Raw genomic sequence first — 22,776 nt, 5'->3', positions numbered from 1 at the left:
TGGATAAGTTATTACAATGAAGATAGAATTCGGCACAAACTAAAAGGCTTAACTCCGATTCAATATCGGAATCAAGCCTTAAGTAAAATGATATAAAACTAACGTCCAGTTTTAGGGGTTAGCTTCACTATGCTCGGTTTTTTGTGTTTGACTACATTTGCCTTAATAAGATATACACTTTTTAATATCAGTCTTTTAGACCGCTAGTTATTATTACCTTTTTACAATTTTATACTTATAGCAATTAAAACTCATATGATCAAGCAGTTGACTTAAACTACGCTTTTTAAAGTGTTTATCTGAGCTTAAAATCGAATAACGACCCCCTTCGTCAACTAAATTATCTTGAGTTAGTTTGAAGCCATTATGTTTGTAAAATAATAATCTGTTGATCCTTTGAGAGTAGTTTTTTGCTGTTTTAATAACTGGTTCAATGTCCAAAACAATTTCCTGACCTGGATGGTTTCTTTTCATTAGATTTAAAATCTCACTACCATAGCCCTTGCCACGCCAGATTGGATCAACTGCCAAATACCCAATATAAATGATTTGCTTCGCATAAGTCCAGAAAATTAAACCTATAAAATTTTCTTGGTCATAAATGGCCTGAAAATTTACTCTTTTTTGCAGACCCATTGCAAGCAAGCCACTAATTGGAAACCGCTCTCTTTTTGGAAATGCACTTAAATATAATTTTTTTACTTTAAAATAATTTTTTGTTCCCCATTTAACATTTTTAAACGTTAAAATAAATATCACCTTTCTCTAACTTAAAATGCGTCAAATGAACCGTTTTTGCGCTCTTTTTTAATACAATAATTGAAAATCAATATACCAAACAAGAACCAAATTACATTTACCACTATCAATAACATCAGTTTCGACAATGAAACTCCATGACCAAGAAATATTTGCCGCACTATTTCGATGCCGCCCACGTAAGGAATAACCTCCTGAAAAGCATTATATACTGGAAAATAAACATTTGACAACATTAGCAATAAAGCCTGCAAAATAGTAGCCCACTGTCCCATTCTTTTAAATCTAATGGAGCCAGAAGCAAAAATCATTCCGATGCCAAACATTCCTAAGTTGGAAATTAAGGAAAAAGCAAACGTCAATAATATAGCTTTTAATAATTCCGCTACTGTAAACATTGAAAAAAACGAGGCTACAAGTCCTATAATTAAGAGATAGATCCAAACAAATAAGTTTTCTGCCAAAGTTTGAATAAAGTATAGAACCCACAAGGGAAAGACGGATTGAGTTTCACTTTCAAGCAGACCAGTTCGCTCATCAGTCTCCACCCCATTACTACATCCACCCAATGAGGCAATACCAATACTCCAAAACAAAAAGCCAACAATGGTAAATAAAACCCCTTGTTTGGTACCATATGCCTGGCCCAACTGGGCAGGGTTGGTGAAAAGGATAACAATTAAAAAAGCTCCAGCATATAAAACAAGCGAACTAATAGCAGAATTAACATAGCGCATTTGCAGTTTTAGCTCTAAATATAATTGTACCCAAAAAATATTAAATAGCTTTTTGATTTTTTTCATTTTGCTTCCTACTTTCGCTTATAAATTTCACGGTATTCAGAAATTAGGTCATCTTCAGCCATTTTATGTTCAATATTTTGCTCTATTTGGCCATCTCTTAAGAAGAGATAGTGATCAACAACTCCAGAGAGCATCTGTGTATCGTGAGAAGAAATGAAAATAATATTGCCATTCTTATTTTTTAAATCCAGAATAAAAGAGGCTAAATCCTCTTGAGCTGCTATGTCCAAACCATTTGATGGTTCATCCAAGAGTAAAACTTCTGTTCCCATTGCAGCTCCCACCAAGATAGCAGCTTTTTTCTTTAAGCCAGTGGACAAGTTCTGAAAAAAAGTATTAAGTTCATTTGAAAAATTAAAATCTTGAGCCATCTTACGAATATTATTTTCCGTTCTTTTAGTACTAATTCCCTTAAGTGAGGAAAAGTACATTCCGTTTTCAAGGGTATTTAGTCTGTACATAAGACCCCTCTCTCCAGAGGCAACAAAACTTGTGTGCAAACTTGCCCATTTAAAATAGGATCCTTTCGTTTGATCATTCCTGATCGTGCCCTCAGTTGGTACTAGTACTCCTGCAAGTAGTCTTAACATAGTTGATTTTCCCACACCATTAGGTCCAACTAAACCAATTACTGTAGGTTCCAAAGGGATTTTAATGTTAATATCATGTAAAACTGGCTTTTTACCGTAATTTTTCTTTACCTGATCAAAAACTATTGTCATAGATTTTGCTCCCCCCAGATTAAAATAAAATAATATTACTAATTTAATCATTATATTTTAAAAAAAGCAATAAAAATTTTATTTGAAAAATTTTTTAATTAAGATATGAAATATTTACTTGGAGTTGCGCTAAACGCATAATGGTGTCGATTAAATTTTGTCTGTCAGCTTTAGCACTGATAACGCCATTTTGGAGATTAAAATTAAACTCTGAGGCTATCGCTATATCACCAATAGTTGCTATTAAATCAACGTCACTTGCACTAGGATCAAGCTTAAAAAGTGAACGGCCATCATCACTGACAATAAACTTTTCTTTTGCAGTTCTTTCTACAAAACAATAAACTGACTCATTAAAAGAATCTCGATAAATTGTTTCAACTTCCAGGGTAATTTGATCCAGCAGTAAAACATGAGTATGATTATTAACCCATATTTGTAAAGCATCATTAAACTCATTCAAATCAGCATTTTTTCCTATCATAGCGAATTTTTACCCCGCTCTTGTTACTAACTTGACATCTTGCATCCCAATCATAGGATCTATCTGCCCTGAGTAAATCAATTCAGGTGTCAAAATATAATTCTTTTTCTCAGGACTTATTTCTTCAGAATTTGATAAAACGTCTTGGTCACTTTTAGCTGGAATCTGCTTCTTAGTTTCCTTGGGCTCAACTTTTAACGTCGCTTGTAATTTAGTAGTTAAGCCAGTCTTGCGATCGTTACCAGAAGTAGTCAAAGCCATTTCATAAGCACGAGGGTCACCAATTAAAACCAAATTTTTTTCTGCACGAGTAACAGCAGTATATAACAAATTACGTTTGAGCATGACATAATTTTGCATAGTCAGACTAAGGATAACTAAAGGAAATTCAGAACCCTGGGCTTTATGAATAGTAATTGCATATGCTCTAGTTAAATCGAAAAGATCCTTTTTGCTAAAAGTAATTTCCCTATTATCGAAGTCAGCAACCATACACTTTTGCGAATTTTCGTTATCAATTGCTAAAATTTTGCCGATTTGACCGTTATAAATATCTTTTTCCGGATTATTTTGCAGCTGTAGAATGCGATCACCAATACGAAAAATCTCGTCATGCACTTCCAGAATTTTACTGTTTGGCTTAGCTGGATTCATAATTTCCTGAATTACATCATTCAAATTATTTACTCCGCCATCGCCCTGATACATAGCCCCTAAGACTTGGATATCATCGGGATTAAAACCTTTTGCCAAAGCTCGCTCAACAATTTGACTAACTACGTGAGCGACTTCATGAGGTGGACAAGAAATGAAGGAATAGTTGCTGGTTTTTTGAAATAATTCTTGGACATTTTTACCCATATTAATGTCATGAGCAAGTGTGATAATGCTGGAATCATCACCTTGACGGTGGATTTGCTTGAGAACTGTAGTGGGAAAAGCTTGCGATTTGATCAAATCAGCAAACACATTTCCTGCACCAACAGAAGGCAGTTGATCTTTATCTCCTACGAAAACAATATGTTTAGTCTCATTAATGCTATAAACCAACTGTTTAAACAAAAACATATCTACCATTGACATTTCATCAATGATTAAAATCTCACCATTTAATTCGTTCAAATCAGTTGCATCATTTTCTCCAATTCCCAATCCTAATAAGCGATGGATTGTTTTAGCGGTAATACCAGTGATTTCTTCCATTCTTTTTGCAGCACGACCTGTGGGTGCTGCCAGCAAAAATGGTGGATCCGTACTATACAAGGATGATGCAGGTATTTTAGCTAAATCACGCAATGCTAACAGAATACCGTTAATGATAGTTGTTTTACCTGTTCCTGGGCCTCCTGTTAAAATTGAAATGGGATTAGTTAAAGCATTTTTAATAGCAGCTTTTTGGGTTTCATCATAAGTTATTTCTAACTTTACTTCAGCCTGCGCTATAGCGCGGTTTAATTCCTTCTCACTATAATTCGAACTCTTGTGGTTTTTTTCCACCAAATTTTTCATTGCATTGGCAATATCAGTTTCAGTTTCATAAATTTCCTGCAGCGCTGCATTTTCCCCTATTACCACCACTTTACCTTGATGCTGGAGATTATTAACGCAATCAGCTATGACATCAAATTGATCAACTTGAAGCAATTTACCAGCCTCTGTTAGCAACTGTTCCAGTTTAATGTATGTATTACCTTCTTTAGCAACTTCATCAAGCAAAATCTGAAAAATAGCGCCATTAACTCTTTTAGGATCTGCAGAACCAATTCCTAGTTTACTACCTATTCGGTCTGCACTTTTAAATGCATAACCCGTAACTTCAGCAATAGAAGCATATGGATCTTCTTCCAATTTGGTTAGAGTGTCACCATGATAAAGTTGGTAAAGTCTACCAGCTACTTTTTTATTTAAGCCAAATTGCGCTAATTTTAGTACAGTTTCAGAATAAGAATCCATTAAGCTGACACCATTTAGCAGACTATCTTTTTGTTTTTTGGTTAATGACAAAGTCGCTACTTTTTCAGGTTTTTCTTTTAAAATTGTTAGTGCATCCATTCCTAAGTCTGAAATTATTGCACTAGCTGCCTTTTTACCGATTCCCGGAAATTTACTTGAACTCAAGTAGCTGATTAAACTACCTTTTTCATGAGGTAAAGCCAGTTTATAGTTATCTGAACGAAATTGCAGGCCAAACTTATTATGAACAATTAGCCTGCCAGAAAAGCTATAAGTTGCACCAACTTGGACATCACCAAAATTACCGGTAACTTTAATTTCATCACGATCGTATTTTTCGAGTTTGCCAATTATGGTGACATCAAGTATCTTATATAGATCCTGGTCATTTTCAAAAACTATTCTGTTAATTTTTCCGGTAAAAGTTGTCATTTTTTCTTTCTCGCATTAGTTATTAATTTTAGTGCAGAAGCATACTTTTGCTCTTCTTGGGCAAAAACTTTGGGATCCTGCTCTTTAGCTTTGGCAAAATACTTTTCTGCTTCTAGGCGGTTTTGTGTCAAACTCGTGATTCCCAGCATGAAATTTACTTTTGCCGTCCTTTGCTCTTTCCTGATTTTTTTATAACTTGACTCTGCCTCATTGATTTCACCAAGACTAAGCCAAATATCTCCTATCAATTCCCACGTCTTGGCATCTCTTTGTTTAATAGTTAAAGCATAAGCAAGTGCTTTTTGCTTTTGTCCAATTTTGAAAAAAACGAGAGCCTTTTGGTATAAAACTAAATCGTCGTTGGGAATCTGGTTAAGTATATTTAAGGCCTTTTTAAATTCACCTTGCAAGTAATAGCACACTGCCAGATCATAATCTAAATCCTGCGGACGAGTAACCAGATTTTTAGCCTTTTCTAATAACTCGGTAGCTTGATCGCTGCTACCCTGTTTTATTAAATAGGTTGCCAATTTTAAATAGTTTTCACTGCTATCTGGCTTTTCATCAATCTGCGTAATTAATTCGTGTATCTTTTTTTGGACAATATCGGAATTACCTGTTGATTTTCTTTTCTCTATCATAATGAATCTGAATCCACCATTTTTCTACCTAAAAATCCTGTTTCGTTCCAAACTAAAGCGTTAAAAGTCTTGCCTTTATCTTTTGTTTCTAAAATCGTCAGACTGGTATTGCTTAAGCCACCGTTGTGTCTGATATCTGACAACGGATAGCCTAACAATCCACCCATAATTGCTCCTAAGGCCGCTCCGTGACTTACAGCAATTACTTTATCATCCGCCTTAAACTTCAGCGCAATATCATGACCAAAACTTTTACCGCGAGCAATGACTTCAGAATAATTTTCTCCACCTATACTGTGACCATCATATTTTTCGGGATGATCCCATATGTCAGTTACTTGCATGGGATACTGGGCTTGAGCTTCGGTGAAAGTAAGGCCTTCCATTGCTCCTAAATCGAATTCGCGCAGACGATCATCTACTTTAACTGCAGAAGGGCAGCTCAATGTTTTTACTAAGCCTTCCGCTGTAGCCTTAGCTCTTTTCAACGGACTAGAATATATTCCGGCAAATTTAGTGCCAGCTAAAAAACTGCCTAATTTTTGAATATCAATTAAGCTTTGGGGTAAAAGTGGTGAATCACCGTGAGCTCCTTGAAAACGTCTTTGTAAATTCCATTCTGTTTTACCATGTCTGACAAAATAAATTTGCATTCATTAATTACTCTTTTCTATAGCTGTTGCTATCTAGTTTATCATTTAATTAGTTTAAAAGAAAAATGAACACAAATAAAAAGGAAAATGCATGACACATTTTCCTAACTCATTTGTATTAGACTAATTGTAGTTGCTGCTCATTCTGGTAGGCGCAGTCGATATTACCGCCGCCTAAACACTCTTCACCTTGATAAAGAACCAGAGCTTGTCCAGGAGTGACAGCGCGAGCCGGCTCATCAAAGTAAACTTTTGCCCTGTTTGCTGCAGCATCATAAGAAACTGTCACGCCGACATCTGGTTGACGATAACGGAACTTGGCACTGCAATGAATTGTAAAATCATGCTTGGGCTGTCCAGTAAAAAATGACATGTCACTAGCTTCTAATTCAGTGGCATAAAGTAGCTTGCTGTCATAACCCTGCTCCACAATCAATTGATTTTTTTGCAAGTCTTTGCCGACAACAAACCAAGGAGCCGTAGATTCTTTAGTTGAACCTAGACCTAAACCGGATCTCTGACCGATTGTATAATACATTAAGCCAGCATGATGACCAACTACTCTACCATCTGGCGTAATCATTTCACCAGACTGGGCAGGTAAAAATTCACTCAAAAACTTACGAAAGTTTCTTTCCCCAATAAAGCAAATACCAGTGGAATCTTTCTTTTTCGCTGTAGCTAAACCATTTTCTATTGCAATTTCCCGGACTTGCGGCTTTGTGAGATTGGCTAATGGAAAAATAACGCGGCTAATCTGTTTTTGATTTAACTGACTTAAAAAATAAGTTTGATCCTTATTACCATCTTTAGGACGCATCATGTGTGTGATGCCATTTTTATCAGTTATAGTTTTTGCATAATGCCCCATTGCAATATAATCTGCGTCCAGATTGAAAGCAAACTCTAAAAAGGATTTGAATTTAATCTGACTATTACACATTACATCAGGATTTGGCGTGCGCCCTTTTTTATATTCATTTAAGAAATACTCAAAAACTCGCTGCCAATACTCCTTTTCAAAATTAATTGAATAATAAGGAATACCAATTTGATCAGCAACTTTTTTAACATCTTCATAATCGTCAGTAGCTGTACAAATACCAGAATCATCGGTATCATCCCAGTTTTTCATGAAGACACCAATTACGTCATATCCTTGTTTTTTCAAAAGAAGGGCGGAAACTGAAGAGTCTACCCCGCCACTCATTCCTACAACTACTCTTTTGTTTTTCTTTACCAAATTAATCAATCCTTCACAGCGACAATAATTTTACGTTCCTCAAGATCTTTTAAGATATAATTTAAAAGTTCCACTGTGGGAGCCAATTGCTTATTTTTAAAAATATTGACCTTTTGCAAGCCATTTCTATCAGTAACGACCATTGTTAAACGGGTCATTTCCTTGTTAATGGTCATTTTCAACTTTGTTGGGGCGTTATATGGTGAATCATTATAAAGTGGATGCTCATAATTAAAATTGCCCTTAACAGTTTTAACAAAACCGGCATCAATCAGTGCGTATAATTTCAAGTCTGGACTAAGCGTAAACTTACGTTGATCACCATTAATCATAACCGTATTTGCCATAATATTACCTCACTTACTTATAATAAGCATATCTTTTTAAAAAAGCAATTTTTTTTATTTCTTTTGTATTTTAGCCACAATTTTAACCAACTGCCTTGCAAAAGCAGAAACTTCTTCCTCAGTAGTATATCGTCCAAATGATATGCGAATTGATTCAGATATTCGCGGAGAGTTTTTACCAAAACAAGCCACTAAAACATGGGAAGGCTCAAGTGTTCCTGCGGTACATGCAGAACCCCCTGAAACCGCAAACCCAGCCAAATCTAAGTTTGTTTGTAGAATAGTCGTATTGACATTAGTAAAGTGCAAGTTTAGGACATGATGAGAATCAAATTTTTTAGTTCCACCATTAACTTGATACTCAATTTTAGCTTGATCAAGTTCATTTAAAATAATTTTTTGCAACTTCTGATAATTAGCCTGGAGCTTATTTTTATCTATAGCTCCAATTTCACTAATTGCTTCACCAAAACCCGCAATTCCAGGTACATTCTCAGTTCCAGCCCTGCGTTTAGTTTCCTGTTCCCCACCATAAACTAAAGGTGGTAGTTTAATAGAATTTTTTTCATATAAAAATCCCAGAAACTTAGGACCATTGATTTTATGAGCAGAAGTGGATAATAAGTCGATATTCATTTTAGCAACATCAAGATTAATGTTTCCTAATCCTTGAACTGCATCTACATGAAAATAGGCATTACTTTGTCTTACCATTGCACCAATTTCAGCCAAAGGATTGATTGTTCCAACCTCATTATTAACTGCCATTACAGATACCAAAATAGTTTGCGGAGTTAAAGCCCTTTTCAAATCAGCCAATGATATCCGACCATCTGTATCTACATCAAGGTAGATAACATCATAACCCTCTTTTTCCAATTGCTGCATTGGCTTTAAAACAGAGGGATGTTCAATTTTTGTTGTGATAATGCGTTTACCAATATTTTTGCGACTATGAGCAGTCCCAAAAATAGCAGTATTATTACTCTCAGATCCACCGGAGGTGAAAATTATCTCATTTTCGCTGGCATTGATTGCTCGGGCAGCTTCTTGCCTGGCAAGATCAATGACATGACGGGCCTTACGTCCTAATTCATAAGTACTGGAAGCATTACCAAAGTCATTTTTCATTTCTTCAGCTATCACATTAATTACTTTGGCAGACATAGGTGTCGTAGCAGCATTATCCAAGTAAATTTCTGTCATTTATGAATTCATCTTCTCTATGTAAGTACAAATAATTTTAGCCGCTTTAGCACCCACTTTTTGTGCAAACTGATCAAAGTCTTCATTTGCATCTTGATTGCCATTGTCAGAAATAGCTCGCAAAGCTATTAAAGGCTTATTAAAATGATAAGCCACCTGTGCAAAAGCAGCCCCTTCCATCTCAACTCCTAAAGCTTGAGCAAAATTATGCTTAATATCATTTTTTTGTGCTTGTGAACCAATGAAAGAATCGCCTGTGACAATAAGTCCCTCTTTATATTCAATGTTCTCATGCTGCAAAAACTGTGCAAATTGTGTTCTAACAGTCGACTTCAAAACAAACTCTGCCGGTTCACCTGGTATTTGTCCTTCAACATAATCCCCTGCTAGAGTATTATGCGCATCGTGATAAGCAAATGAACTGGCTAAAATCAAATCGCCCTTTTGAATATTGGGCTGTAAAGATCCTGCTGTACCAGTCATAAAAACTAAATCAATATTAAGCTGGCATAGCAAACTAGCTAAATTCATAGCAGCTTGGACTTTACCAATTCCACTCAAACCAATATATAAATCATTGTGGTTAACGCAAAAATGCTCGAATGTGGTAGATCCGAACATTTCTTTGTGACCAGAGTGAAAATACTTATGATAATATTCAGCCTCAATTTCCATCGGGACAATAATTGCTATCTTCATTTTTACCCTCGTTTTTATTTATAAGTGAAATAACGCCAATAATACCAAAATAATTAAAATTGAAACGATGAGAATGGCACGATTAAGCTTACCTTTCAGTCTTAACGCTTTGTCTTGACTGGTAGTTGGTTGAGATTGTGACTTATTCTTTTCTCTTCTCGGAGACTGCCCCTGAGTCTTTGCCCTTTTATTTGAAGATTCATTTGGTTGTATAACTTCATCTTCATTACGGGTAAAATCAGGGTTAACGTCAACTTCAGCATCATTATCATCAAAAGCAGATTTAATTGTATTTAAAATATTTTTGCTTTTTTTCTTTTTTAATTTTTTACGGTAATCAGATCGCTTTTCTGTCATTTTAATCCCTTGTATTAGCACTGGTAAGCAACATATTCTCCCAAACACTCATTGCATATAATGTCTTGGCATCAACAATTTTACCTTGTGCCGCAAGCTGTTTCAACTTTTCCAAACTATACCAGTGACCAGTTAAAAATTCGTCAGGATCAAGCGCCTTTTTATCAGTCAATTTGGTTAATGTATCACAATAAAATAAGTATAGTTTCTCATTAGTAAAGCCAGGCGACGAATAGAATTCCGTTATCTTTTCCCAGTAGTCAGCATGATAACCGCCTTCTTCATTTAATTCCCTTTTCATGGCATCTAATGGACTGGCATCAGTTTCATCTATCAATCCTGCTGGAATTTCCAAAGTCAACTCTTTAATCGGCTCACGCCACTGCTCAACCAGCAACATTTCTTGCTTATCATTTACTGCAATGGCAGCCGAAGCAGGCTGATGTTTTACTACTTCTCTTGTTGCAGTTTCACCATTAGGTAATTTGATCGTTCTAACTGAAAGATCAACTATACGCCCAGTAAAAATTTGTTTTGAAGAGATTTCAGTTTCTGTTAAATCCATTATTCACTTTCCTGTTAATCAGCTAAATATACGTTCACACATTGGAGTCCATTTTTTCCTTGAGCAAGCTGATATTTAACCTTTTGTCCTACTTGTAAGCGGCGATAACCTTCTTCTTTTATTGCTGTATAAAAAACAAAATATGATTTCTGGTTTTCATTATCAGTAATAAAACCAAAACTACTGTTACGATCGAATTGCTTTACTGTTCCGTAGCGCATTATTCTTCTAAGCCTTCCTGTACAGCTTCAGGGTAATCCTCTTTGACAATTTTAGCACATCTACCGCAAAGCATTGGTACTTCACTATCAGCTCCGATATCAGTTCTAATCATGCGACAACGAGGACAAACTTCTCCTTTAGCATGCTCAACTACAAAAGCACCATTTGGTAATTTTTGAGCATTTGCCGGTGCCTCACCCTTAGCAATCGTTAATTTAGAAACAATCAAAATTTGTCTAAAGTTGGCATCAAGATTAGCTAAAACAGTTTTTATCTCATCTGTGGGATAAACTGTAACAGCTGCTTCAAAAGATTTACCAATTAATTTTTGATCACGTGCTTCTTCGAGCACCTTCAAAACATCATCACGTAAATTCATGAATTTCTGCCAATTTTCCAGAAGCTCATCATGATTATCATATTGTTCAACTTCAGGCATGTCAGCAAGCTGGACATAATCTTCTTTTTCTTTTAAGAAGGACCAAACTTCTTCCATTGTGTGAGGCAATATTGGTGTCATGACTTTAGCAAGTTTTACCGCTGCGTCATAGATTACAGTTTGCATTGATCTTCTCGCATGACTATTTTTGCTTTCAATATAAAGAACATCTTTGGCAAAGTCCAGGTAAAATGCTGATAAATCGTTTGAGATAAAGGCAAATACCTTTTTATATACATTATTAAAGTCGTAACGTTCATAACTGTCAAGGCAAGTTTTAACTAAATCGTTAAGTTTAACTTCCAGGTATTGATCAATAGAATTGAGATTTTCATAAACCACGCGGTCTTTTTGTGGATCAAAGTCTGAGGTGTTAGCCAGCATGTAACGGAAAGTATTACGAATTTTACGATAACTTTCAGAAGTTTGACGTAAAATATCTTGTGAAACGGCAACGTCAGAAGTCGTGTCAACTGAGGCAACCCATAACCGAATTATTTCTGCACCCATTTGTTTGATGACATCGTTTGGAGAAATTACATTACCTAACGATTTAGACATTTTATGTCCTTTTTCATCTAAAACAAAGCCTTGTGACAAAATACCACGATAAGGTGCCTTACCCGTGGCAGCTACAGAAGTAATCAGACTTGAATTGAACCACCCACGGTATTGGTCACTACCTTCAAGGTAAAGATCACACGGAAATCTCAAGTCTGGTCTTTTGGCCATAACTGCCTGATGGGAAGACCCTGAATCAAACCAAACGTCCAAAATATCTTTTTCTTTAGTAAACTTACCATTTGGAGAATGTTCAGAAGTGAAACCTTCGGGCAATAATTCCTTAGCAGTCTTCTTGTACCAAGCATTTGAGCCCTCTTTAGCAAAAATCTGGGCAATATGCTCGATAGTTTCTGGCGTCACAATTGCAGTGCCATCTTCTGCGTAAAAGATTGGCAGTGGAACACCCCAAGCACGCTGTCTGGAAATTACCCAGTCACCACGATCTTTAATCATATTGTGTAAGCGTAATTGACCCCAAGAAGGCGTAAATTTAACCTGATCAATTTGGTCAAGAATTTGCTGACGAAACTTAGCAACAGAAGCAAACCATTGTGTGGTAGCACGGTAAATTACGGGCTTCTTGGTGCGCCAATCATGTGGGTAAGAGTGGGTAAAGAAACTTAACTTGAGTAAATTCCCTGACTTCTTTAATTTTTCGCTGACAACTTTATTCGCATCATCATAAAATAAGCCAGCTAAATCAGGATCATTAATATCTGCAGTAAAGCAGCCCTTGTCATCCATAGGACTATATACAGGTAGACCATATTTTTGAGCAACATTATAGTCGTCTTCACCAAAGCCGGAAGCTGTGTGAACTAAGCCAGTACCATCACTAGCAGTAACGTGCATCGCATTCATTAAAATGGCATCACGATCATACAAAGGATGCTTAGCAACCATACGGTCCATTTCACTACCCTTAAGATGTTGCACCACTTCATAGTCATTCCAGCCCAATTCTTCAGCAACGGCTTCTAAACGATCAGTTCCAACCACGTAACACTTATCGTTAACCTGGACTACTGAGTAATCAAACCCTGGATTGACTGTAATCCCTTGGTTAGTAGGAATAGTCCAAGGTGTAGTTGTCCAAATCAAGAAATATGTCTTCTCAGGATTCAGAATTCCCTTACCGTCCTTTACAGGAAATGAAACATAAATTGAAGGTGATTTAATATCGTGATATTCAACTTCAGCTTCAGCTAATGTTGATTCACTTGAAGGAGACCAATAAACGGGCTTTTTACCTTTATAGATATAACCTTTTTCATACATTTTACCAAAGACGCGAATTTCTTCTGCCTCATATTCTGGCTGATAAGTAATATATGGGTGGTCCCAGTCTCCCATTACGCCTAAACGCTTAAAGTCAGTCATTTGCTTTTTAACTTCTTTACTGGCAAAATCCTGACAAAGTTGACGGTAATCCGCAAGATTCATTTTTTTGCGGTCAACGCCCTGTTTAGTCAATTGCTGTTCAATTGGCAAACCATGAGTATCCCAACCCGGAACATAAGGAGCATAATAACCGTTCATGTTTTTGAAGCGAACGATTATGTCCTTAGACACTTTATTCATCGCATGACCAATATGAATATTACCATTTGCAAAGGGAGGACCATCATGCAAGTCGAATCTTGGCTTGCCTTTGTTTAATTTTAATCTCTGTTCATATAATTTATTTTCTTCCCATTCTTTTTGCCATTGTGCTTCACGTACTGGCAAATTGCCCCGCATCTTAAATTTAGTTTTACCTAAATTAAGTGTATCTTTCACTCTCATTTTTTAATCCTTCCTATCAAAAAACCTCGTCCTAAAATTAGGGCGAGGTTAATATCGTGGTACCACCTAAATTGAGTTGCTAAACTCCACTTAATGAATTGCGTATCGTGCAACTACCGTGACAAACCATCATTAACAGCTGATCAACTTTTAAGCTCTTATATTAGACTCACACCCTCACTAATTCGCTGAATTGCTCGCAAGTTTTACTGTCAGTTTGTCATTTATGATTTTTATAGTCATCCGGAAAAATAATAGTAGTTCCACCAGAATTATTATCGGCTGCAGCATCGTCGTTATTAACAGTTTCAATACTAGGACTGTCACCGGTCATTGGTTGAGGACTATTATTTGTTTCTTCAGAGTCTTGTTCAAAGTTTACTTCATCATCCGTATCGTTGTCAACCTCAAAATCCTCATCTTCTTCATCAGTATCATCATCGTCATCGTCTTCATCGACATCCTCGTCCTCATCGGTGAGCATGATTGGTTCTGCACCATCTGGAGGATAAAATCGTTCTGTATCAAAATATTGATCAAGAGCTTTTTGCCACTTTTCGTCATTCAGATTCTCAATTGCTTTTTGCAAAAGTTCTTGTATATACCTGCGATAACCGGAAGTTTCCTTTTTGACCCGTTCATAATCTAACTTAATAGTTTCCAGTTGCTGACGCTGATAATCAGTATCAATTTTAGCCTGCTCAGTTGCATTATTTGCCTGAACTGTAGCGTCATTGATAATTCTTTCTGCTTTGATCTTTGCATTATTTATGGCTTCTTTAGTAGCATTTTCATTCTGCTGATACTGTGCAACTTGCTTTTGCAAATTTGAAACTCGATCTTGTAATTGTATTATTTTATTTTTATAATCAACATTTTGATCTAATACATCACCATAATCGTTAATAATTTGATCTAAAAAACTATCAACTTCATGCCTGTCATATCCACTTAATCCTCTTTTTTTAAATTCTTTATTGTGAATTTTTATCGGAGTCAGCTTCTGCGTTTCTTTCTTTTCGTTTGCCATAGCTTATATACCACCTTATAATTGCCCTTTTTTGTTGTTGAAATACCCATAATTTTACATCTGCCAAAATGTCTTAGGCTAAGAACATTATCTTCTTCAATTATTATATTAAAATCTTTAATAGTATGCCAATTTAATTTAACTAAATTATTCTTAATATTGGCTTTAATTTGGCTTCTACTTTGTTTAGCGATCGCTGCCAAAACTGCATCCAATCGCAATGAAGAAGCAATTACCGTTAAGTGTTTACTATCATCATCAACTGCTAATATTTTTTCACTTGAAATAGGCCTTAATTTAACTTTTGTGTGGCCTATATGAGTAATTTCATATTGGAAAAAATCAGTTAGTTCACTTTTGCCAAAAAATTGCCAGCGCCCATTCCCATCCGTAATAATATCACCAAATGTAGACGTTTCTATTCCAGCATTAGCTATACTTCCTAATACATCACTATGTGTCAAAGAAACAAATTTTTGAGGATATTCAATTTCAAAAAGACTGATTTGATATGACAGAGATGAACCAGTAGCCCAATCTTCTGTTATAACAACTCTCTTTTTTTCAGCGTTTAAATAGCCACCAAAGCTTTGCAGGCAAACTTCATTTCCAGCCAGCTTTTTTAAAATATCTCTTTCCCCTGGGTCTAAAAATTCAGTTAAAACTTTTTGATGTTTATAAATGACATCATTTATAAGCCCATTCATTCTATCAACTGTTTTTTGGTCAGATAAATTTCCCCTAAAGACCACATTTTTAATATAAAAACTACGTTTTGAGATATTAGATGCTTTCAAGAACTGCCTCCTAATAGTGAAGGTGAAATTACTACTCTGTCACTTCGTAAATTATTATAGCATGAACTGTGACTTTCTTTTATTTTAGGAAATAATTGAGCCAACTGATAAATAAAGAGCTAGTAGCTCTCGTCAAAGTTATAACGAAATTTACCAGCTCTTTATTAGGATTGGAGGTTAAACAAATAAATGAAATAAAATATTTGCAATCCAATTTAAAACATAATCTTGGACAAAATAAAGTAAAAGCAAACCAATTAAAAATGAAATATCTAATCCAGTGGCATTAGACAGTCTGGCAATTGGCCCCTTTCGAAAAATATTCAAATAAGGGTCAATTACTCGATTAATTATGCGACCCACAGCTGAATCGCGTAGAGAAGGAACCCAACTTAAAATTGCATCAATTACCATGACTATACTGTAAATCCATATTACATAGTCAATAACATTAATGCTGTAATATATGATATTTGCTGCCATTAACTTAAAGAATCTTTCTTATCAACTAGATCGCTAATTTTACCATTCGTGACAAACTTTGGGGGAGTAGCTAAAAAAATTTTATCACCGATACGTTGAATTTCACCATTTAAAGCGTACACTGTACCAGTAATAAAATCAACGATTCTTCTGGCTGATGCATCTTCCATTCTGCTAAAGTTAATAATTACTGCTTTATTATTCAATAAATTCTGTGCAACTTCTTTAGCATCTGAATAAACACGTGGCTCATAAAGCACAATTTTGCTTTTGGCAGCATTCATACCAGATTTAATGGAAACAACTTTATCGCGGTTAACAGCACCAGCAGGAAAACTGTCTTCATCACTTAATTGCTGCTCTTCTGCATATTCGTCATCTAACATTTCATCTTCATCATTTGCCACGCCGAAAAATTTGCCTATTTTACTAAAAGCCATTTCTCTTGCCTCCTATTAGTTTTCACCACGATGCCTGAAAAATGGAATATCATCAGTATCGTCATCATCAAAAGCATTAGTTTCGATTTGTGAAATGCTACTTTGATCGTCTTCATCAAATGAACTAGATCTATCATCCTGATTTGCTGCAAAAGGTGTTGACCGACGGTTACCCTCATCATCGTTATCCAGGCCCCAAACACTTGTCGGATCAACCATTGGCTTATGTTTAGGTGCACTTTGAACTGCACTGGAATTTTCGCTTACTGCCGTATTTTGCTCCATAGGTCTGTTAACTGAGTTAATTTTTCTTTCTGGAGATGTATTGGCTTGACCTGGTTGGGATTTAATCTGGTGACTATGACCCGGGAGCTGCTTTGAGGCTTCCTCCTCTGCTTGAGAGTTGATTCCTGTCGCAATAACAGTAACTACAACTTCATCTCCCAAATTAGGATTAATAGAAGTACCAAAAATTATATTAACATCGTCACCTGCAGCCTTAGAAACGATTTCTGAAGCATCCTGCGCTTCAAATAAAGTTAAGTCAGGACCACCAGTTATATTTAGCAGTACCTGCTTAGCACCATCAATCGATACTTCAAGCAAAGGGGAAGAAATTGCCAGTTTTGTAGCTTCAACAGTGCGATTTTCGCCACTTGCACGGCCAATACCCATTAAAGCAGCGCCTTGATTAGCCATAACAGTTTTAACATCGGCAAAGTCGAGGTTGACATAGTCAGTTGAAGTAATTAGGTCAGAAATACCTTGAACACCTTGTTTTAAGACATTGTCAGCTTCTTTGAAGGCATCCATCATTGGTGTCTTTTTGTCAACCATTTCTAGCAAACGATTATTGGCAATAATTACAAGAGTATCAACGTACTGCTTCAACTGCGCAATACCCTCAGCGGCATTTTTTGATCTTTTTGGTCCTTCAAAAGTAAAAGGACGAGTTACAACGCCAACAGTTAAAGCACCCGTTTCGCGGGCAATCTTAGCTACAATTGGTGCAGCACCAGTTCCAGTACCACCACCCATTCCAGCAGTAATGAAGATCATGTCAGCGCCCTTTAGAGCATCTTCAATTGTCTGTTCACTTTCTTCTGCAGCCTTTTGGCCAACTTCAGGGTGAGAGCCAGCTCCCAGTCCTCTTGTCAACTTAGGGCCTAACTGAATTTTATTCTCTGCTTTATTGCTATTTAATGCTTGTACATCAGTGTTAGCAGCAACGAAGGAAACTCCCTGCACACCGTCATCAATCATTCGATTAACAGCGTTACCACCAGCACCACCGACACCGATAACTTTGATGACAGCATTTTTATTGTCGTCTGAATCGAACGTGAAATCCATCTAATTAACCACCTTTAATCAAAGAACTTTTTGAAGAAGTTCTTAAAGCCTTTATCTTTATTTTGCGTATTATTTTTTGTCTTACTATGCGGAGATTGCTCTCGCTTTAGTAACCCATGTCTATTATATTCTTCTTTTCTTTTAGTTTCATTAAGAGTTACTGTTCTTTTTGAAATTTTTGGTTTTTCTTGAGTAGACTGCTTCCCTTGACCGAGAGCACCTCTGCCATAAATAGCACTAATTACTAGGAAATCGATTTCGGACATTTTATATGCATAGTTAACTACTCCGTAAGCCGCTGAGTATATTGGATTACGCATTCCAATTTGGTCAGGCTGATAAATTCGCGCCTTAACATTCAAAGTATTAGCTATTATACTATCAAAGCCCTGCAAAAGACTGCTTCCGCCAGTAATAATAATACCACCAGGTAATTCCAAAGCATCATGCTTAACCAAACCTTTTTTAATTCTAGCAATAGTCTGGATAACCCTGGCGTTAATAATTTCACTTAAATATTTTTCGTCAACCATTTGCTGGCCATTTGAACCAACGCTGTTAACGGCAAATTTATTTTTAGCAGATGCCAGGCTAGGATCAGCATAACCATAATCAAGTTTTATTTGTTCTGCATCCTTGTTAGAAGTACTTAAAACAACCGAAATGTCATTACTAATATCACTGCCACCTTCAAAATCGATATTAGCATATTTAATTTGATTATTATGAATTACCGTAGCTGTCGTAACTCCTCCACCTAAGTCGAGGATAATTGAACCAAAATGGCGTTCACTTTCATTTAAAGCTACGCTGGCAATAGCAAGTGGAGTTGGAATAAAAAAGTTATTGGAATAGCCAGCACGCTCAATAGCCTTTTTGATATTATGTAAAGGACTGGCTGGTGCTGTTAACATGATTCCTTGTACCGATAAAGAATGAGCAATCATTTTTCGCGGATCATCTACTTCGGTTTTACCATCAATTAGAAAACGACTTGGTAAAAAAGAAATAGGCTCCCGTTCGTTTTTCACAGCAGACCTGATGGCAGCTCGGACTACACGTGTAACATCATGGTTACCTACTTCTTGACCATTATCGCTAACATTAACTAAATCACTTACAGTTTCAAGTTGAAGCATACCCACAGGGATACCTGTTACGACCCGATAAATATTTGCATTTGTTTTTTTGGCTATTTCTTTTAAAGCCCTATTAATTGCAGAAGCTGTTTCGTCGATATCAACTATATTACCATGTCGCATCCCTTTATTAGGAATTGCAACAGCTCCAATAACTTTACCAGAATCAGCTACAACCGCTTTCACACTTGTGGTACCAATATCTAAGCCCACTAATAAATTCGAATTGTCCAAAATTTTTCCCCCCGTCAGTGCTACCTAAAAAAATTTTACCATAAAACCAGCTTAAAATCAGTTTATATTAAACCGTATGCACGCTTTTCATTTGGTGTAAGCGGCCTGCTAAACGCCCCTACTTCCATATCAATCAGCGTATTTTTTCCCACTTTAGGTTTTATTTTATTATAGTATTTTATTTTACTTTTTAGGGTTGAGACGTTGCCAATAACTACATTCCCGTTTTTCATTAGAAAAATCACTTGTGATTTTCTTCGGGTATTACCACTTAATAATTTAATTTGATCCTGAAAATCAGGAGGTAAACTATTAAATAAATGAAGAATTTTTTTGAGAGATACTTCATGATCGTAGCCTACAAAAACTGGTTTATCTGGATACACTTTTGACCAAGGAATAAACTGAGATCCCAATTTTCCCTGTGGAAGTATTTTACGATATCCTTTAGAAGTTTTAATGTATCCTTTTGTGGGATATTCATCAATTTCAATTATTAAATGATTAAAATCTTTAACTTGAACTTTGATGTTTTTTACTTCTGAGTATTTGGCAGAGAGTTTACGGGATACGCCATTTTTATTAAGAAGATAATCGACTACTTTATCACTAGCTGTAATATCTGTTGCTCTTACAACTTCTTTTACTGGTAAATCATTTTCCCCGCTAATTTGAATACTTTGAACATTTGCCAGTGGCGAAATATAATAACCAAGTCCTAAAAGCGCTATTACTGAAACACCTATTATAAGTCCCAATCTCTTTAAAAGTGCAGTTTTACGTTCATTATGTAATTTAGAAAGAGAGGCAGAAATTTTTGTATTAGTCCTGAAATTTTTCTTTTTCTTACTTGATTGATGACTTAAATATGGCGATAGCTTTTCTTTAGGGTCAATTTTAGTTACTCGATTTTTTGTCAACTGCCTCACCTTCTTTTTATTTAGCTAAATCTTGCATTACTCTAATTACTTCATCAGAAGCATCAGAAACTCCTAGTTTTTTAGACGCCTTACTCATTTCCTTATAGTATTTACGATCCAACACAATATGATCAATTGAAGAAATAAAGTTATTAATATTGAGTTCACTTTCTGCAATCACTGTCGCTGCGCCAGCTTTTTCAAGATCAAGAGCATTTTTCATTTGGTGATTATTAGTTACATTTGGACTAGGAATCAAAATAGCTGGGACTCCTAAAGCAGTAAATTCCGCGATACTAGTGGCTCCTGAACGCGAAACTACACAAATCATTTTTGGTAAGAGTGCTGGCATATCCTTAACATACGGTAAGATTTTGATGCTTTCACCATAATTAACATTGGATAGTTTTTCTGCAATTTTTTGATAATAATAAGTTCCTGTCACCCAAATGACTTGGTATGGCTTTGTTTCAAGCCGAGTCAGTGATTTTAACATTATCCGGTTGATAGCCAAAGCACCACGAGAACCGCCAAAAACCAACACTGTCGGTATTTGGGGATTAAGACCCCATTTGCTTTGCAAATCAATCTTTGTTGATGACAAGTTTAATACTTGTTGAGAACGTGGATTTCCTGTTTTTACCAACTTTTTCTTTTCCGAAAATTGCTTGGCAGCATCATCAAACGTATAACAAATTTTGTTTACATAGTGACCTAAGAACTTATTAGCAACGCCAACTACTGAATTAGATTCATGAATCAGAGTCGGAATCTTCATTTTTGCTGCTTCATACACTAGGGCACCACTGACATAACCACCAGTTCCCATCACGATATCAGGCTTAAAATCATTAATAATTTTTTGAGCTTTTTTTGTGGCCTTAAGAAACAAACTAATTGTAGAAAAATTACTCATTATATGTTTACGAGAAAATCCGCGCATTTCAATCGTTTTAAAATTTACTCCTGCTGCTGGAACTATTTTAGCTTCAAGACCATTTTTGGTACCAACAAAGAGTATTTCATCATTGGTCGCCAAATTGCGCTCTTTTAATCGTTCAATAATTGCCATAATAGGATAAATATGGCCGCCAGTTCCTCCACCTGTAAATATTATTCTCATTTTATTTAGTCTTCAATTCCTTTATAAAGTTAACAAAATAGTCTCCACGTTCTTCAAAGGTTCGAAATTGATCCCATGACGCACAAGCTGGTGAAAATAACAATACATCACCAGGATTTGTTAATTCATATGCTCTTGGTACTGCTTCTTGTAATGTATTTTCAATGACAATGTTTTTAATGCCAGCTTTACGAGCTGCATCAGCCAGTAAATAACGAGTTTCGCCATATAAAACCACGGCTTTAACATGTTTTTTTAAAAGTGGGACCAAGGAATCAAAAGTAAAACCGCGATCTAACCCACCAGCGATCCAGACTTCAGGATCTTCAAAAGAGGGAATAGCAACTGAAGCCGCCTCTATATTTGTCGATTTGGAGTCATTATAGATTTTGCGGCCTTCCAAGGTCATAACATATTGCAAACGATGCTTTGCCCCAGTAAAACTAGTTAATACTGCCCGGATATCGCTGATAGCTGCTCCCATAATCTGTGCAATTGCGCTGGCAACCAACGCATTCTGTTGGTTATGGATACCGGGTAATTTCATCTCGGTGGTCTTAATGATTTTTTCATGTTGATTCTGTAAATAGCCATCAGCAATAAAATAGTCGGCAGTTCGATCATTTTCGGAAAAAGTTATTAGTTTTGCTTTTGTAACTTTCTTTTCTTCTTCAAAAATATTTTTTTGATCTAAGTTAGCTAAAAAATAATGATCTGAAGTTTGCGTCCTGGTAACGTTTAGCTTGGCATTAACATAATTAGCAAAAGTCTTGTGATAATCTAAATGGACATTGTGATAAATATCAATAATCGCAGCTACTTTAGGATCAATATCTGTTACGCCAAGCAGTTGAAAACTAGAAGTTTCGCAAACCAAGATATCATCTTTGGTAACTTTTTTCACGACTTCAGAAATTGGAACACCAATGTTACCAACTGCATAGGCATGATGGCCATTTTTAGCCAGATGATGCTCCAGAATTTTCTGTGCTAGCATTACCGTAGTAGTTTTGCCATTTGAGCCTGTAACACAAATATATGGAGCTTCACTAACACTCAGTGCAATTTCAGGTTCGGTAATAATTGGCAAATTTAATTTTCTTGCTTCCTGCACCATTGAATTTTCATAGGGAATCCCCGGATTTTTTACTAAGTAAGCAAAAGATTCTTGGTGTAATAATTCTACTGGATGTCTGCCACCTATTATTCGCACGCCCAGTTTTTCCAATTCCTGTGCTTTTTGATTTTTACTTAAATCAGCCTTGTCGTTTAAAGTTAGCTTTGCACCAAGTTCAAGCAGTAATTTACTTACTGCAAAACCACTTTTGCCGAGGCCTAAAACTAAAATATTTTTACCTTGATAAGTCTTAACTTGCCTCATTG

The 22,776-nt window shown here is 36.0% G+C and carries 25 protein-coding genes; 1 reads left to right on the top strand and 24 read right to left on the bottom strand.

What is annotated here, in order from left to right:
- Nucleotides 1–3: 3 nt before the first annotated feature.
- The gene (locus F5ESL0259_RS09075; protein WP_370448790.1) at nt 4–96 is read left to right on the top strand and encodes an IS3 family transposase; all 93 of its coding nucleotides are present in this window, start codon (nt 4–6) and stop codon (nt 94–96) included.
- A gap of 117 nt (nt 97–213) precedes the next feature.
- Here the strand turns inward: F5ESL0259_RS09075 and F5ESL0259_RS03835 are convergent, their stop codons facing one another.
- The 24 genes from F5ESL0259_RS03835 to murD all read right to left on the bottom strand — a co-directional run bounded on the left by F5ESL0259_RS03835 (nt 214) and on the right by murD (nt 22,774).
- On the bottom strand, nt 214–759 hold the full coding sequence (locus F5ESL0259_RS03835) for a GNAT family N-acetyltransferase (RefSeq protein WP_122037530.1): 546 nt from the start codon (nt 757–759) through the stop codon (nt 214–216).
- Nucleotides 760–770: 11 nt separating this feature from the next.
- On the bottom strand, nt 771–1,562 hold the full coding sequence (locus tag F5ESL0259_RS03830; protein ID WP_122037529.1) for an ABC transporter permease: 792 nt from the start codon (nt 1,560–1,562) through the stop codon (nt 771–773).
- 8 nt (nt 1,563–1,570) lie between these two features.
- Complete coding sequence (locus tag F5ESL0259_RS03825) at nt 1,571–2,284, bottom strand: ABC transporter ATP-binding protein (RefSeq protein WP_158595994.1); 714 nt, start codon at nt 2,282–2,284, stop codon at nt 1,571–1,573.
- A 94-nt stretch (nt 2,285–2,378) separates the two neighbouring features.
- Nucleotides 2,379–2,768, bottom strand: a complete 390-nt coding sequence (locus tag F5ESL0259_RS03820; RefSeq protein ID WP_122037527.1) for a DUF1828 domain-containing protein — start codon at nt 2,766–2,768, stop codon at nt 2,379–2,381.
- A 9-nt stretch (nt 2,769–2,777) separates the two neighbouring features.
- Nucleotides 2,778–5,153 (bottom strand): ATP-dependent RecD-like DNA helicase, encoded by a 2,376-nt coding sequence (locus F5ESL0259_RS03815; protein ID WP_122037526.1) that lies wholly within the window; start codon nt 5,151–5,153, stop codon nt 2,778–2,780.
- Nucleotides 5,150–5,794 (bottom strand): tetratricopeptide repeat protein, encoded by a 645-nt coding sequence (locus F5ESL0259_RS03810; protein WP_122037525.1) that lies wholly within the window; start codon nt 5,792–5,794, stop codon nt 5,150–5,152. Before F5ESL0259_RS03810 ends, F5ESL0259_RS03815 begins: the two co-directional genes overlap by 4 nt.
- On the bottom strand, nt 5,791–6,447 hold the full coding sequence (locus F5ESL0259_RS03805; RefSeq protein ID WP_122037524.1) for a histidine phosphatase family protein: 657 nt from the start codon (nt 6,445–6,447) through the stop codon (nt 5,791–5,793). The genes F5ESL0259_RS03810 and F5ESL0259_RS03805 overlap by 4 nt, the downstream gene beginning before the upstream one ends.
- Before the next feature lie 118 nt (nt 6,448–6,565).
- Entirely contained in the window at nt 6,566–7,690 is a 1,125-nt protein-coding gene (gene mnmA / locus F5ESL0259_RS03800; RefSeq protein WP_110446028.1) for a tRNA 2-thiouridine(34) synthase MnmA, read from the bottom strand.
- A gap of 5 nt (nt 7,691–7,695) precedes the next feature.
- Nucleotides 7,696–8,037 carry a DUF1831 domain-containing protein gene (locus F5ESL0259_RS03795; RefSeq protein WP_122037523.1) on the bottom strand — a complete coding sequence of 114 codons (342 nt, stop codon included), beginning with the start codon at nt 8,035–8,037 and terminating at the stop codon, nt 7,696–7,698.
- A gap of 54 nt (nt 8,038–8,091) precedes the next feature.
- Entirely contained in the window at nt 8,092–9,243 is a 1,152-nt protein-coding gene (locus tag F5ESL0259_RS03790; RefSeq protein WP_122037522.1) for a cysteine desulfurase family protein, read from the bottom strand.
- A complete protein-coding gene (locus F5ESL0259_RS03785) occupies nt 9,244–9,942 on the bottom strand; it encodes a 5'-methylthioadenosine/adenosylhomocysteine nucleosidase (protein ID WP_046324754.1) in 699 nt (232 codons plus the stop codon). It lies immediately after the preceding gene.
- A gap of 18 nt (nt 9,943–9,960) precedes the next feature.
- On the bottom strand, nt 9,961–10,299 hold the full coding sequence (locus F5ESL0259_RS03780; RefSeq protein ID WP_046324753.1) for a hypothetical protein: 339 nt from the start codon (nt 10,297–10,299) through the stop codon (nt 9,961–9,963).
- A 1-nt stretch (nt 10,300) separates the two neighbouring features.
- The gene (locus tag F5ESL0259_RS03775) at nt 10,301–10,864 is read right to left on the bottom strand and encodes an NUDIX hydrolase (protein ID WP_122037521.1); all 564 of its coding nucleotides are present in this window, start codon (nt 10,862–10,864) and stop codon (nt 10,301–10,303) included.
- 14 nt (nt 10,865–10,878) lie between these two features.
- Nucleotides 10,879–11,085: a cold-shock protein gene (locus F5ESL0259_RS03770; RefSeq protein ID WP_122025989.1), complete on the bottom strand. Its 207-nt coding sequence runs from the start codon at nt 11,083–11,085 to the stop codon at nt 10,879–10,881.
- Complete coding sequence (gene ileS / locus F5ESL0259_RS03765) at nt 11,085–13,874, bottom strand: isoleucine--tRNA ligase (protein WP_122037520.1); 2,790 nt, start codon at nt 13,872–13,874, stop codon at nt 11,085–11,087. Before ileS ends, F5ESL0259_RS03770 begins: the two co-directional genes overlap by 1 nt.
- Before the next feature lie 220 nt (nt 13,875–14,094).
- On the bottom strand, nt 14,095–14,904 hold the full coding sequence (locus F5ESL0259_RS03760) for a DivIVA domain-containing protein (protein WP_046324749.1): 810 nt from the start codon (nt 14,902–14,904) through the stop codon (nt 14,095–14,097).
- The gene (locus F5ESL0259_RS03755) at nt 14,871–15,701 is read right to left on the bottom strand and encodes an RNA-binding protein (protein ID WP_233558038.1); all 831 of its coding nucleotides are present in this window, start codon (nt 15,699–15,701) and stop codon (nt 14,871–14,873) included. Before F5ESL0259_RS03755 ends, F5ESL0259_RS03760 begins: the two co-directional genes overlap by 34 nt.
- Nucleotides 15,702–15,878: 177 nt before the next feature.
- On the bottom strand, nt 15,879–16,184 hold the full coding sequence (locus F5ESL0259_RS03750) for a YggT family protein (protein WP_122037519.1): 306 nt from the start codon (nt 16,182–16,184) through the stop codon (nt 15,879–15,881).
- Nucleotides 16,184–16,624, bottom strand: coding sequence for a cell division protein SepF (locus F5ESL0259_RS03745; RefSeq protein ID WP_046324747.1), 441 nt, complete (start codon nt 16,622–16,624; stop codon nt 16,184–16,186). Before F5ESL0259_RS03745 ends, F5ESL0259_RS03750 begins: the two co-directional genes overlap by 1 nt.
- Nucleotides 16,625–16,639: 15 nt before the next feature.
- On the bottom strand, nt 16,640–17,977 hold the full coding sequence (ftsZ, locus tag F5ESL0259_RS03740) for a cell division protein FtsZ (protein WP_122037518.1): 1,338 nt from the start codon (nt 17,975–17,977) through the stop codon (nt 16,640–16,642).
- 14 nt (nt 17,978–17,991) lie between these two features.
- Nucleotides 17,992–19,350, bottom strand: a complete 1,359-nt coding sequence (gene ftsA, locus F5ESL0259_RS03735) for a cell division protein FtsA (RefSeq protein WP_122037517.1) — start codon at nt 19,348–19,350, stop codon at nt 17,992–17,994.
- 62 nt (nt 19,351–19,412) lie between these two features.
- Nucleotides 19,413–20,270 carry a cell division protein FtsQ/DivIB gene (locus F5ESL0259_RS03730; protein WP_122037516.1) on the bottom strand — a complete coding sequence of 286 codons (858 nt, stop codon included), beginning with the start codon at nt 20,268–20,270 and terminating at the stop codon, nt 19,413–19,415.
- Nucleotides 20,271–20,286: 16 nt separating this feature from the next.
- Entirely contained in the window at nt 20,287–21,393 is a 1,107-nt protein-coding gene (gene murG, locus F5ESL0259_RS03725) for an undecaprenyldiphospho-muramoylpentapeptide beta-N-acetylglucosaminyltransferase (RefSeq protein ID WP_122037515.1), read from the bottom strand.
- A 1-nt stretch (nt 21,394) separates the two neighbouring features.
- Nucleotides 21,395–22,774 carry a UDP-N-acetylmuramoyl-L-alanine--D-glutamate ligase gene (gene murD / locus F5ESL0259_RS03720; protein WP_122037514.1) on the bottom strand — a complete coding sequence of 460 codons (1,380 nt, stop codon included), beginning with the start codon at nt 22,772–22,774 and terminating at the stop codon, nt 21,395–21,397.
- Nucleotides 22,775–22,776: the final 2 nt, after the last annotated feature.

Origin of the sequence: Lactobacillus sp. ESL0259 (assembly GCF_003693045.1) — a bacterium.
Classification (GTDB): domain Bacteria; phylum Bacillota; class Bacilli; order Lactobacillales; family Lactobacillaceae; genus Lactobacillus; species Lactobacillus melliventris.
This window is presented reverse-complemented; position numbering and strand designations above follow the sequence as displayed.